Source organism: Methanolobus chelungpuianus (genome assembly GCF_024500045.1).
GTDB lineage: Archaea > Halobacteriota > Methanosarcinia > Methanosarcinales > Methanosarcinaceae > Methanolobus > Methanolobus chelungpuianus.
On the sequence record NZ_JTEO01000005.1, the window covers coordinates 57,104 to 69,931 of the forward strand.

General features: G+C 50.6%; 11 protein-coding genes, 1 tRNA gene and 1 pseudogene. 5 read left to right on the forward strand and 8 right to left on the reverse strand.

The genetic code is table 11. The annotated features are described in order from the left end of the window. Positions 1 to 223 precede the first annotated feature (223 nt). The 3 genes from PV02_RS09320 to PV02_RS09330 form a co-directional block, all read right to left on the reverse strand. Positions 224 to 297, reverse strand: a tRNA-Val gene (locus PV02_RS09320). A gap of 178 nt (positions 298 to 475) precedes the next feature. Further along, positions 476 to 934 (reverse strand): pyridoxamine 5'-phosphate oxidase family protein, encoded by a 459-nt coding sequence (locus PV02_RS09325; protein WP_256623136.1) that lies wholly within the window; start codon positions 932 to 934, stop codon positions 476 to 478. A 42-nt stretch (positions 935 to 976) separates the two neighbouring features. After that, positions 977 to 1,279: a Dabb family protein gene (locus tag PV02_RS09330; protein WP_256623137.1), complete on the reverse strand. Its 303-nt coding sequence runs from the start codon at positions 1,277 to 1,279 to the stop codon at positions 977 to 979. A 160-nt stretch (positions 1,280 to 1,439) separates the two neighbouring features. On the opposite strand from PV02_RS09330, the gene PV02_RS09335 reads away from it, so the two are divergent. Genes PV02_RS09335 through PV02_RS09345 form a run of 3 tightly spaced genes read left to right on the forward strand, consistent with a single transcriptional unit; the run spans position 1,440 to position 3,880 of the window. Further along, positions 1,440 to 2,060, forward strand: coding sequence for a magnesium transporter (locus tag PV02_RS09335; protein WP_256623138.1), 621 nt, complete (start codon positions 1,440 to 1,442; stop codon positions 2,058 to 2,060). Continuing rightward, positions 2,057 to 2,614 carry a magnesium transporter gene (locus tag PV02_RS09340; protein ID WP_256623139.1) on the forward strand — a complete coding sequence of 186 codons (558 nt, stop codon included), beginning with the start codon at positions 2,057 to 2,059 and terminating at the stop codon, positions 2,612 to 2,614. The genes PV02_RS09335 and PV02_RS09340 overlap by 4 nt, the downstream gene beginning before the upstream one ends. A gap of 54 nt (positions 2,615 to 2,668) precedes the next feature. Continuing rightward, positions 2,669 to 3,880 carry a potassium channel family protein gene (locus tag PV02_RS09345; protein ID WP_256623140.1) on the forward strand — a complete coding sequence of 404 codons (1,212 nt, stop codon included), beginning with the start codon at positions 2,669 to 2,671 and terminating at the stop codon, positions 3,878 to 3,880. A 298-nt stretch (positions 3,881 to 4,178) separates the two neighbouring features. Here the strand turns inward: PV02_RS09345 and rpiA are convergent, their stop codons facing one another. From rpiA to argH, 4 genes and pseudogenes are all read right to left on the reverse strand, one after another. Further along, complete coding sequence (gene rpiA, locus PV02_RS09350; RefSeq protein WP_256623141.1) at positions 4,179 to 4,874, reverse strand: ribose-5-phosphate isomerase RpiA; 696 nt, start codon at positions 4,872 to 4,874, stop codon at positions 4,179 to 4,181. 15 nt (positions 4,875 to 4,889) lie between these two features. Further along, the gene (gene aspS / locus PV02_RS09355) at positions 4,890 to 6,221 is read right to left on the reverse strand and encodes an aspartate--tRNA(Asn) ligase (protein WP_256623142.1); all 1,332 of its coding nucleotides are present in this window, start codon (positions 6,219 to 6,221) and stop codon (positions 4,890 to 4,892) included. 202 nt (positions 6,222 to 6,423) lie between these two features. Next, a pseudogene (gene gatD, locus PV02_RS09360) lies at positions 6,424 to 7,674 on the reverse strand (Glu-tRNA(Gln) amidotransferase subunit GatD); the annotation flags it as partial. 43 nt (positions 7,675 to 7,717) lie between these two features. Then, positions 7,718 to 9,187 (reverse strand): argininosuccinate lyase, encoded by a 1,470-nt coding sequence (gene argH / locus PV02_RS09365; protein ID WP_256623143.1) that lies wholly within the window; start codon positions 9,185 to 9,187, stop codon positions 7,718 to 7,720. A gap of 244 nt (positions 9,188 to 9,431) precedes the next feature. On the opposite strand from argH, the gene PV02_RS09370 reads away from it, so the two are divergent. Continuing rightward, positions 9,432 to 9,905, forward strand: a complete 474-nt coding sequence (locus PV02_RS09370; RefSeq protein ID WP_256623144.1) for a chemotaxis protein CheW — start codon at positions 9,432 to 9,434, stop codon at positions 9,903 to 9,905. Positions 9,906 to 10,008: 103 nt separating this feature from the next. After that, positions 10,009 to 10,863, forward strand: coding sequence for an acetolactate decarboxylase (gene budA, locus PV02_RS09375; RefSeq protein ID WP_256623145.1), 855 nt, complete (start codon positions 10,009 to 10,011; stop codon positions 10,861 to 10,863). Between the two features lie 22 nt (positions 10,864 to 10,885). Here budA and PV02_RS09380 read toward each other — a convergent pair whose 3' ends face one another. Further along, on the reverse strand, positions 10,886 to 12,769 hold the full coding sequence (locus tag PV02_RS09380; RefSeq protein ID WP_256623146.1) for a sensor histidine kinase: 1,884 nt from the start codon (positions 12,767 to 12,769) through the stop codon (positions 10,886 to 10,888). Positions 12,770 to 12,828 lie beyond the last annotated feature (59 nt).

Below are 12,828 nucleotides of genomic sequence, written 5' to 3' on the forward strand. Positions count from 1 at the left end.
TCAGGAATGCGGTTTGAAGTACTTCACCTTGCTCAGTACTGCAAAAGAGATTACTGCAGTTGTAGCCCTCATTGCAAAAGCACTAGTAAGCCCGAGAAGATTCAGAACCCCGATGACGCTTCTGGAGCAAGAAGCGAGATGCTAAGCTTCGCTCAGCACTGCAATGAGAAAGACAGAACTTCGGTTGACCAATTACTAACAGCATCAGAAGAAGAATAGGTGATGGGCCCGAGGAGATTCGAACTCCTGACCCCCGCCGTGTAAAGGCGATGTCATAACCGGCTAGACCACGGGCCCATGTGTGCAAATTCATTGCCCGCAACAGGAAACTTACGAGCAACCCCTTAATGTAACTAGTTGTATATATTCCTTTTTGGTCGGGAGGATGTGGCTTTTTATAGTGGGAAAGCCGACGGACCGGGGACCTGCAGCTGCCGGTGCAGGGCGAAACCTTGAAGAGAGCACATAAACGTGCTCAATAGCCTGATTTCTTCCCGGTCATCTTCGTAATGGTGATCCTGATGACGACTATCTTTTCCAGGGCGTCCACGGGAAATGAGCAGGCTCCCTGCCCTGCATACTTTTCCATGATAATGTTCAACGCTTCGGCTTTTCCTGCAGGGTCTTCAATGAGGCTTGCGTTGCCCCAGCCAATAATGCTGTAATATTTCATGCCCCAGTTACATGCTGTCTCCGAGGATACAAGCTCTGTCCTGTGCTCCATCTCAAAGCACACCAGCGGGTTTGTCCTGATGATATCCAGCTTCTTCCCTTCAGTAGCTGCATGCAGATAGATCACCTTATCCCTGTATGCGAAATTCATCGGCACTACATAGGGAATGTTATCACTGCACAAGCCAAGCCGACAGACCGGCGCTTCCAGTATAGATTGGAGCAGGCCTGCATCATGGATCTCTTTGTCACTGCGCCTCATATATACACATCCTGGACACTGGCGGGATTCCAGAAAAAAGCCTCAGGCAAGATAGTCCACAACCGCCCGCTCTTCCCGGACTTTTGCCACGAAGTCTGCAACCTTCACATGCTCGGGGTGCTCCTGGTAAGCGTACAGTGCAGCTTCGTCCCTGAACTCAGAGTATAGCACCACATCGTAGGCCGCATCTGTCGGGTTGATATTGATGCCTACCTCAAGGGACACTATCTCAGGTATCCTTCCAGGCAGGGACTCAAGCATTTCCTTCATCACAAGTGCATTCTCGAGCTTATTCGTTCCTTCTGCAGTTTCTTTCAGTTTCCACATAACGATGTGCTTCAACATTGCATCAGACTCTCCGCATCTCTTAAATTATCCCTGAGCCTAAATGCGTCATTCTTAATAAAATATGTACTTTCTCCGGAAAACGAGGACATTGGTCTATAAAGTACTGAAAATATTAATCGACGTATCTATATATAAGAGCGCAGCGTATTAAACACCTATGCCTTCCCATGCAGGTCATGAGGAAAATGATGAAGATGAATTTGTGGATGAGTATCTTGGCGACTTTGCAAGTGTCAGATCAATTGTACGCGAAGCTCTGCCTTTCCAGTTGCTTGCGACCTTCGGAGGCGTCGCTTCCGGGATCATCCTCTCGGGCATGACAGATGAACTGCAACTTATACCCGGGCTTATCGTAATATCCCCGGCCGTGCTGGGAATGAGAGGAAACATTTCCTCTACCCTGGGCTCCAGGCTTGGCAGTGCGATCCACATGGGTCTTATCACGAAGATAGAGAGGAATCCCGAGCTGATCAACAGTGTCTCAGGCTCTCTGCTTCTCAGCGCCCTGATGTCCTTCCTGCTCGGGGTTATGGGGCATTACATCACCATCGCATTCGGACTGGAGAGCGCCGGGGTGCTCGCACTGACACTTATCGCTGTTCTCGCAGGCGTTTCATCAGGTATCATACTCTCGTTCGTGGCTGTCCTGCTTGCTCTGGGCATGTTCAGATTCGGGTTCGACCCTGACAATGTGGTCACGCCCGCCATTGCCACTATCGGAGACATCGTTTCCATGATGATGATATTCTTAGCTGCTAGGATGGTGCTTTCCCTATGAGCTATTACACGGTCAGGGGAATAGTCGGGAGAGGTTTCCCTGTTATCTTCTTTACTTCCATCATAGGCATATTCACAGGACAGATACTCAACCTGCGTCTTGAGAACCTTGTGGCAATGCCGATAATACTGCTGCTGATCCCTGCACTCATAAAGATAGGGGGGGATACCGGCAGCATGCTGGGCGCCCGTCTTTCATCGGCACTGCATATGGGTCTTGGGGGCAATCTGCGCCATAACCCGGTGGTACGCAACAGTGTACTTGCAGCCTTCATAATCGGAGAGTGCGCTTTTGCCTTTCTGGCGGTGATCGTGTGGATGACCGGCTCGATACTTGGTATTGGGATGGGACTTGCAACCCTGATGAAACTCTGCCTTATCGCCGGCACCTTCGAGCTCATCATGGTCTATACGTCCACCCTCACCATAGCTTTCGTGTCACATCGCTTCGGAGCTGATCCCGACGATACAGTCATCCCGCTCATAGCCACGCTCGGTGACCTGATCGGCGTCACAGGCATATTCATTACAATACATCTGTTAGGCATAATCTAGCAAAGAATTAAAAACCCATGAGAAAATAGGAATAATTGAACCGGTAGAAAAATTATGAGCCCTAAGGTAATTAAGTATATACCACGCAATCTCAAGGATCTCCTTATAGAGATGAAGAACACATCGGAACTGATGGTTGATCTTGCTTATTCTGCAATGGTGTACGACGATGAGGACATCGCCGAAGAGGTGCTGAACCTTGAAGAGAAAATGGACACACTCGACTACCATATGAAGATTGCTGCAATGCTCAGCGCAAGGCGTGTGGAGGAGGCAGAGGAGATGTCCGGTGTGCTTCAGGTTGCACGTGCATCCGGAAATATTTCCAGTGCTGCAGGCGATATTGCAAAGATCGTCCTGCTGGAAATGGGTATTCCCATGGAGCTGAAACTGGCCCTCAGAGAAGCCGAGGAGACCATTGCAAGAGCGACGATCAGCGAGGATTCTCCCCTTGCAGGCAGGACCCTTGAGGACATAGAGCTCGACACGGAGACAGGCATGTGGCTTATCGCTATCCGCCGCCAGGATGAGTGGATATACGATCCCAACCACGCTACCAGGGTGCGTGAGGACGACGTGCTCTTTGCACGCGGCCATGATGAAGGCGTGCCTATTTTCATGGAACTTGCGACAAACCGCAAGTACCTGCCAAGGGAAGTGCAGCATGAGAGGTTCCTCATCGACCTGGAAAGGGCAGTGGACATCATTGTTGAGATGAAGAACATGAGCGAGCTCTCAGTGGGCCTTGCCTACTCAGCACTCCTGTTCGATAACAAGGACATCGCGCTTGAGGTCAAGGCTCTTGAGGGAGAGCTCGATGCCATGAAGAACGATCTCCAGCACTGGGTTCTCGAAACCGCAAAGCATGTCCCGGACGTCAATCAGCTGAGGGGACTCCTTCATCTGGCCCATGCAACGGAATCTATCTCGGATGCCGCATACACCATCGCGGACACGGTCCTCAGGGGCATTGAACTGCACCCGGTCGTGACCCTTGCCATAAGGCAGTCCGATGAGGTCATTACAAAGCTTGTCGTACAGAGCTGCTCTCCCATTGTCGGGAAGACCTTCGGCCAGCTCAAGGTCGAGACCGAGACAGGCATGTATGTGATGGCGATCAAGAGAGGGGACAAATGGGTCTACCGCCCCAATAAGAGAACAGTGATCCAGTCCGGCGACCTCCTCATTACAAGAGGCTCACGTACAGGAGAGGATGCACTCTTTGAGATGTGCGCCTGTCCCTTTGAAAATGAGAAGATGTCCTGATCGAAAAGATCAGGACCTACTGCTCCAAAGCATGCAGTCCCTTACAGAAGCTATCATATTAGCTCCTGAAACCCTGATCCTGACTTGACGGCTTTTCTCAACTATTTGAAAATCCGCATTTATTTACAGATATATAAGGACACGGATTATCACATATTTGCACGGATTTTACGCGGCAGGGGTTTCTAAATCCAATATTCCCGAAATCCGTGTTCATCCGTGTCTAATGATAGTTCAAAAAATATAGGTTTTGATAAATTAACGCAGTTCTAGATCAGAATCCTAATTTGGTTGACCCTTAAAGTTTTCTGATCTCCACACTGCCGTCTTTCTTACCGATATAGACCTCATCCACATTGGTGAATATGCCATGCTCCACAATACCTGTAAGCTGGGAGAGCTTGGCTGACATCTCCTTCGGATCATCGATAATGCCAAAACTTGCATCGATCACAAAATTCCCGTTATCCGTTATCACCGGACCGTCCTTCCTTGCAGCCATGCGCAGCTCGGGCTTGCCTCCAAGTTCCTTTACCTGCTTTGCCACAAGTTCTCTTGCATAGGGTAGAACTTCAATGGGTACGTAATGCTCCAGCTTCTCGCTTACCTTTGACTCGTCCGCAACGATCACAAAGCGTTTGGCTGACCTTGAAACTACCTTTTCGCGGGTATGGGCTGCCCCGCCCCCTTTTATTGTAGAGAGGGAAGAGTCCACCTGGTCGGCTCCGTCGATGGCAATGTCAAGTTCCGGGTGCTCTGCGAGTGTGGTAAGAGTGATACCCGCCTCTATTGCCAGCATCTCGGACTGGTAGGATGTGACCACTGCAATGATGTCCAGGCCCTCGCGCACCCGCCTTCCAAGTTCCGCTATTGTGTAGGCAGTAGTGGAGCCTGTACCCAGGCCCACGACCATCCCGTCCTTTACAAGGTCTGCAGCTGCAATGCCTGCTGCCTTCTTTCCGGGGTTTTCCCCGCCTGTGTTCCTTTCCTTCATGGATACCAGCCCGGCTTACGGGGAAAGTCTTCGCCTGTCCCTCGGGAAGAGCACTACATCACGGATGTTCTCGACACCCAGCATGGTCATGACCAGCCTGTCGCATCCGATACCCCATCCGCCGTGTGGTGGCATGCCGTACCTGAAAGCCCTGAGGTAGAACTCGAAGCCCTCGGGATTCAATCCCTGGGATTCTATGCGGCTCTTGAGCTGCTCCGGGTCATGGATACGCTGTGCACCCGAGGACAGTTCCATTGTCCTGTGCATCATGTCGAAAGATTTGGAAAGCTCGGGCTTGTCCTCGTAGGGTTTTGCATAGAAGGGCTTTACCTCGGTAGGCCAGTCTATGATGAAATAGTGTGACTGGCCGGTCTCATTGAACACATGGTTGCCTATGGTGTGCTCCGAGAGCGTGCTCAGGTCGTCACCCCATTTCAGGCTTTCCTCGCCGTAGGAGTTGACTATGGTGATAGCCTCGTCATAGCTTATCTTCATAAAAGGCGTCTGAGGGACGGCCAGCTCGACACCCAGGACCTCAAGCTGCCTTGAACAGTTGGCAATGACCTGATCATAAACGTAAGCCACCATGTTCTCCAGGATCTCCATCACATCGAAGTGATCGCAGAAGCTGGCCTCAATATCGATGGACGTTGCCTCGTTGAGGTGCCTGCGGGTGTCGTGCTCCTCTGCCCTGAAGATGGGACCGATCTCGAACACCCTGTCAAGTCCGCCGCTCATCAGCATCTGCTTGAAAAGCTGCGGGCTCTGGTTAAGGAATGCCTCCCTGTCAAAATAGGTTATCGGGAAAAGTGATGTACCGCCTTCCGTTGCGGTTGCAACTACTTTAGGAGTAGAGGTTTCGACAAAACCGCTGGATGACAAAAAGCCCCTGACAGCCTTCAGAACCTCATGCCTGATAGTGAACACTGCTGTGGTCCTTTCCCTTCTCAGGTCCATGAACCTTGAGTCAAGGCGGGTATCCAGGTCGGCATCCACCTTGCCGGTGGTATCCATGGGAAGCGGAGACTCCGCTTCGTTAAGCAGGGTTATCTGCTCGGGTATTATCTCGTAGCCGTTCGGCGCCTTTGCTTCCGGTTTGACGACCCCTGTTACGGAAACGATGGACTCGCGTACAAGCCCCCTGGCCTTCTCCAGCAGCTCAGGGTCGGTTTTCTTCTTGACAAGTGTCACCTGGCCGCGTCCTTCACGGTCCCTGACCACAACAAAACAAATGCCTCCGAGGTCGCGGACCTCATGCACCCAGCCTGCAACGGAGACTTTCTTGTCAGCCATCTCAGCCGGGTCGATCTTAGATGTATAATGCGTCCTGAGATCTTTTAATAACATAACTTCACCTTATCTGAAATATTAATTTAACAGTTTAGATTAAGCCTATATAATTGCACCAAATACTCGACACCAATACTTATTACTTTGCTATGGACCTGATCATCACCGGGAATTTTCATCGGTATATTCAACAGGTCTTCTCAGCGGTCCTGGATTGCTCCCCCGGGCCGGGCTTACCAAGATCGGCCACACAGGCCTCCACGATGCTCCTGTCGGATATCTCACCTGCGATGCTCTCTTTCATTATTGATGCAATCACAGTGGGATCGTCAGACTGGCCCCGGGCCCACATGAGCTTGACAAGCGCAACTTCCGCAAGCATATCCTCACCTTCAATGGCACCGGCCCTGAGCATATCCCTGCCGGTATCGTAGACCCTGTCGCATACCCTGCCGTGGAGACACTGGGAAGTGATCACCACAGGAACACCCGAACTGACAGCTCTCTCGATCTGAGGTATCCAGTCAGTGGAAACGTGGCCAAGGCCTGTGCCCTCGACCACCAGGCCGTGATAGCCTGCATCAAGGTAGTAGCCCAGAATATCCGGACTTGCACCGGGAGTGAATTTCACAAGCGCACACCTGGGATCAATATTGTCCTTCAGCTGCAGTGATTTTTCTCCTCTCCCGGTATAGTTGCCCGAACTTTCCACCTGCATGGTCCTGTAGTCAACATAGCCGAGAGGTTCTGCATTGATGGACTGGAAGGCGTCCCTTCTGGAGGTATGCATCTTCCGCACCTTCGTACCCCGGTGGATGGCGCACCTGCTGTCCGATTCATCAGCGTGCATGACAACAGTGACCTCGGCAATATCGCTCACTGCGACCAGTGCTGCACATATCGCGTTCATGGCATTGTCGCTGCTTGGCCTGTCAGCACTGCGCTGGGAGCCTACAAAGACTATCGGTACAGGAGTTTCGATCATAAAGGATATGGCTGCGGCCGTATACATCATTGTGTCAGTGCCATGGGCCACGATGATACCGTCGGCGCCCGCCTCTATCTCAGAGGCGATCTCCCGTGCCAGGGCCTGCCAGTACTCTGCCTTCATATTCTCGGACAGGATATTGTATATGGCCTTGCCACTGAAATTTGCTATTTTCGTCAGCTCCGGCATCGACCGCAGGATATCATTGGCGGAGAAGCGCGCAGTCACAGCACCGGTCCTGTAGTCGATCTTGCTTGCAATGGTCCCGCCTGTGGACAGGATGGAGACCTTTGGCAGTGCGGGAACTGCACAGGGGGTTTTCCCGGCAGCCTGGACAGGAGCCGGCTCTTTGGGCACTTTCCTCTCCAGCAGGGTAATAACGGCATTCTCAGGGTCTATTCCTGCATTGTAACCGCTCTTCATTTTAAGGACTATATGCCTGGTGGTGCTTGGCATGACCGTGCCTTCGTACTCCACACCGTCCTTCTCTATCCGGATCCTGTCGCCTTCTTCGAATTCCATGATATCCCCTGCTGCTAACTATACACGAATATTGTTTCCCATTTTACATACATGATTCTGCCGCATCGAACAGACACTTGAGGGAGTTTTCGATGCTGGCATTCAGTTCCCTTATCCCGGAACGTACCTTCCCAAGTTCCTCAAGGCTGCTGCTTATAGCCCTTGAAGTCTCATCCGGGGAAGGACCTCCTATTATCTTACGCCTCCTTATATTGGATACAGGGTCCAGTGCTTCCATTATCATCTCCTCTGTGAGGCCGCGTCCGCTTAATCCCGCACCCAGTATCCTGCCTGAGACATCGTCGACATCCTTCAATGTGGGAACTCTGCTGCTGCGTGCAAGTACTCCCACTATCTGGTGGGCTGTCCTGAAAGGAATGCCCGTTGCCCTTACCATTGTGTCCGCAAGCTCCGTGGCCGTAGTGAAACCTGCCGTTGCCTTGTCAGCCATGGCATCTGTATTGACCTTCATTGAACCGATTATGCCGGTCATTATCCTCACGGCGCTCCTTGTGGCCTCCACCGAGCGCCACATATTGGGCGTAGCCTCCTGCAGGTCGCGGTTATAGCTTAAGGGAAGAGCCTTGCAGATAGTAAGCAGCGCCATCAGGGAGCCCATGACAGTACCAGCCTTCCCGCGGATGAGCTCGGCAGTGTCCGGGTTCTTCTTCTGCGGCATAATGGAGGACGTGGATGAGTAACTGTCGTGCAGTTCGATAAATCCGAACTCAGGAGTTGACCAAAGCACAAGCTCCTCAGCCATCCTGCTGAGGTTGACCATCACGTTCGCAAGTACGGATGCCGTTTCTATAAGGAAATCACGGCTGCTCACGGCATCCATGGAGTTTTCCAGCAGGCCGCTAAAACCCAGAAGTGAAGCTGTTCGCTGGCGGTCCAGGTCAAAACCCGTGGAAGCAAAGGCAGCCGCCCCCAGGGGGCTCCTGTTCACCCTTGAGAATGCATCCGTCACTCGCTCGGTATCCCTTGCCACGGCGCCGGAATGTGCAAGCAGGTGATGGGCAAAGGTCGTCGGCTGTGCATGCTGCAGGTGAGTAAAACCGGGCATAAGGGTCTCTGTATGCACCGAGGCCCTGTTGAGAAGAGCAAGGCGAAGCCCCACAAGCTCCTCCATCAGGGAGAGCAGCTCATCCCTAAGCCTTATGCGGATACATGTTGCAACCTCATCGTTGCGGGAGCGTCCAGAATGCATCCTGCCTCCGGTCTCTTCGCCTACAATGTCAATGAGCCGGGACTCGAGGGAAATGTGGATATCCTCATAGGAATGATCGAGCAGTTCGATCCCGCCCTCCTTCACATGCATGAGGCCGCAGAGGATCTTACTGCAGTCATCATGTCTTATTATGCCCTGCTCTTTCAGCATGAGCGTATGAGCCAGGTCGACAAGTATGTCCGCCTCAAAGATCCATTTGTCCGCAGACATGGAAGAAGTGAAGTTCAGTATATCTTCATCGGGACTGGAGGACAGACGCCCCCTGCGTAAAATATTGCTCATGTGAATCCTCAGTGATCTTGATCTGTTGTATGGAATATAGTTACGTAAGAAACGAATGATTATGTAGGCTGCTTACGGCATTAACACTTAAATAAGAATCGGTTTTAGCAGGAAGGAACCTTCGTGAAGTGCAGGCCCATCCAGCATATAAAGTTCCGACTTATATATAGGATAATATTATATATTTATGATAAGTATAAACCTATAAATATTAAATGAGAATCTCACACTAGACGAGGGTAGAATGGCTAACCATATGCAGCAATACCAGGAAAAGACCCCAAATGACCTGCTTCAGCTTGTCATCTTCAATCTGGGAACAGAGGAGTTCGGTATAGATATCATGAAAGTGCAGGAGATCATCCGCTTGCCAGATATCACGCGCATTCCCAAGTCCCCGGATTATATAAAAGGTGTCATCAACCTGCGTGGTAAGATAATCGTTGTAATGGACCTTGACAAACGCTTCGGGCTTCCCTCAAAAGAAATCACGGAAGAATCAAGGATCATAGTTGCGGATGTTGACGGCAGTATTGTCGGAATGGTTGTGGATTCCGTAAGTGAGGTCATCCGGCTTATGGCGTCCAGCGTCGACCCCACCCCCGAGATAATCACCCACAGTATCAATGCCTCATACCTCAGAGGCGTGGGCAAGATCGATGACAGGCTCCTGATATTACTGAACCTGGAAAACATTATCAATGAAACTGCAGGCTGAAACAGTTCCTGCAGCAAGATCAACTTTTTTCTGCATTCCGAGTACGTTTTATAGCCTTTGCTGTATATCCTCCTATAAGAGCGATATCACAGGAAATGATACCATGGGACAATCCAAACTGATAACTATTGCACTCTTACTGATGTCAGGTATTCTGCTGTCAGGCTGCCTGAACACCGACGATACTGATGATAGCTTTTCTACTGCTGATTTTGATAAGGGTTCCGGGGATACAGGGACAACTCTTGCCTACAATAGCGATACCCTCTACCAGGTCTCCACGATCAACGCCCTTCTTGAAGGGGTCTACGACGGCGATACCAGCCTGAGAACGCTTAAAGGTCACGGGGATTTCGGCATAGGAACCTTTAATGCACTGGATGGCGAGATGATAATGCTGGACGGGGAAATCTACCAGGTGAAAGATGACGGGATAGCATACCTGAGCAATGACTCCATGACAACCCCTTTTGCTGCCGTCACCTTTTTCGAGGGTGATGAGACTCTCCTCATCAACGAGACCATGAGCAAGGAAGAGCTGGAGGAGCATCTTGAAAATATGATGCCCAACAGGAACATCATGTACGCTGTGAAGATCACAGGGACATTCGATCACATGAAGACTAGGAGTGTTCCCAGGCAGGAACAGCCCTATCCTAAGCTGGTGGAGGTCACAAAGAACCAGCCGACCTTTGAGTTCACCAGTGTGCAGGGAACAATTGTCGGTTTCTGGCTGCCTGCCTACATGAACGGAGTGAATGTGCCTGAATATCACCTGCATTTCATAACAGACGGCATGGATGCAGGAGGTCATATCCTTGAATACGATATTAGTGAGGGGACCGTGGAAATTGACAGGACGTATGACTTCTACCTGAGCCTCCCCCGGGATGAAAGTTTTATGGACGCTGATCTGGAAAAAGACAACAGCTCGGAGCTTGAAATGGTAGAGAAGTAAGAAGTAAAGCTATCAGGAATGGTCAATCAACAGCCGGGAGAATAACATGCACTTTTGTCCCGGCTCCCTCTTCACTTTCGAGCCATATTCTCCCCCCATGGTCTTCAACGATCACTTTGGTGACATATAGTCCAAGGCCATTGCCCCCGTAGTTCCTTGTGGATGAGCTGTCGATCTGGTGGAATTTCCTGAACAGTTTCGGCAAGTCTTCTCTGGATATCCCTATACCGTTATCCTCCAGCACCACGTGAATATCGCTGTTCTCGCGGTGGGCTGAAAGATTTATCATTCCCTTTCTTGGGGTGAACTTTATGGCATTATCCATAAGATTGACAAAAGCCCTTGGAAGATAATCGGCATCGGCATAAGTGAACATTTTGCCCGGAGAGATATCACTGTTTACGGTGATGCCCTTCTCTTTCGCCTGCTCTGACAATTCACCTATTGCAGACAGCAGGGAGTCGGACAGAAGGATCTTCTCGAAATTATAGCGTACCCTGCCTCCCTGCGAGGTACTGGCAAACAGAAGGGAATCGATGAGGTTGTGGAGGCGCTTTGATTTGTTCACGACCTTTTCTACAGCACGTAACTGTTCCGGGTTCAGGGGACCAAAGGTGCCTTCCTGGAGCAGCTCACTGAAACCCCTGATAGTGGTAAGGGGCGTATTGAGCTCGTGTCTCAGGTTGGAAAGGAACTCGTCCTTTAGCCTGTCAAGGGACTTGAGTTCCTCATAGGCCTTTGCAAGCTCTTCAGTGGACATCTGTAAGGCTTGTTCCGTTCTCTTGCGCTCGGTGATGTCACGGACATGTTCAACGGCCATGATGACATTGTTATCCTTATCGAACACAGGGAAAGCACGGTATTCCAGGATCTTACCGGCGGCCTCATCCGTCTGTTCGACCTCAGTGACACTTCCCGATGAAAAAACCTCCTTCACGTAACAGGGATCACATGGGGTGTCCCTCTTCATGAAACAATCGTAGCAATGCGGGTGCCCGTTCTTATCCTGCGTGCAGGCCACGTTTTCGCTCTTCCAGTTGCTCGTGACCACCCGAAGGTCACGGTCGACTACCACTATCAGGTCCTGGAGAGCATTGAAAGTGCTGGTCAGCAGTTCTTTCTGCTGGTACAGTGCATCTTCTGACTGTTTATTCTTGGTCACGTCGGCAACTAGGCAGACGCCGCTGTCAATTGTATCATCCATAAGCCTGTGGGGCACATAGTAGGACCTGAGATGGACCTGTCTGTGTGCCACCCTGGCAGGGTACTCATTCTCATAATAGGGCAGTACATCCCTGGCAGCCCCGAGGAGCATCTTCTCAAGCCTTTCATCGCTGACAAAGTTCGTGATGGGAGATCCGATAAGCTTTTCCCGCGGAACCCCGAATATCTTTAATGCGCTCCGGTTGCAGTGTGTGATGATCCCCTTATGGTCAATGAACATTCCAAGGGGAGAGGACTCGAATATCACCCTGTGCCTCTTCTCGGATTCAAGCAGTGCTTCTTCCAGGACCTTCCTCTCTATAACCTTCCCAAGACGGGACACGATAGCATCCATCAGCCTTTTCTCTTCTGAGGTGAAAGGGCCCGTATCAAGGACAGGTCGCTCTTCAAGGTAGACAACAAGCAGGCTCCCTTTTATCATTCCATGGACAATTATATCCACTGACATCTTCCAGGGGGTTTCCGTAAAATTATCTGTCTGGTAGCTGTTTCCATCCAGGGTAAGACGCGATGCAGCGATCTCAGAGAACTGGCAGGCTGAGGACGCACGATTCACAATGCCTTTAAGCAGGGAAGGCAAGGGTATGTGGAGATCAAAGAGAGATGAAATGCTGTAGAGGCACTCCAGTTCTTTTTCTCTTTTTTTGAGTAAAGCCAGTTCATCAGAATATATGAAATACACCCGGACCAATTTTATATAGATTATATTTATATTATATTTATTAATAGATTTCGTTGAGA